Raw genomic sequence first — 499 nt, 5'->3', positions numbered from 1 at the left:
TGGTGTGTTGACTACAAAGGGCAATTCAAGATGCTTAACGGGCAGATGTGCTTCCCTTTGACCGTTACAGACCATGCATCGCGCCTGATTCTGGCCTGCAGGGCCCACCCCAAGATCATGACCCAGCCTGTAAAACAGGCATTTGAGAGGCTTTTTCAGGAGTACGGCATGCCGCAAGTCATTCGTTCTGACAACGGTGTCCCATTCGCCTCTCCTGGTCTGGCAAGAATGTCTACATTGGCTGTCTGGTGGATCCGTCTGGGCATCTACCCCGAGCGAATCATGCCAGGAAGACCCGCGCAGAACGGCCGCCATGAGCGAATGCACCGCAGCTTGAAGTTTGAGTTGCCATTAGGACGCGACTTGCTTGAGCAACAGCTTTTGCTGGAGCATTTCAGGAATGAATTCAATTACATACGACCTCACGAAGCGCTCGGTATGAAACGCCCGGGAGAGTTGTATGTACCCTCTACTCGGCCTTACCCCGGATGCTTACCCG

1 protein-coding gene is annotated in these 499 nt (G+C 53.7%); it reads left to right on the top strand.

Annotated elements, in window-relative coordinates:
• Positions 1–499 (top strand): integrase core domain-containing protein (locus AC6CIA_RS26385; RefSeq protein WP_498316088.1); only part of this gene is annotated, 499 nt, incomplete at both ends.

Source organism: Pseudomonas sp. GQ91 (assembly GCF_059758795.1).
Note: the sequence above shows the minus strand (reverse complement) of the source record. Positions and strands in the feature narration are given on the sequence as shown.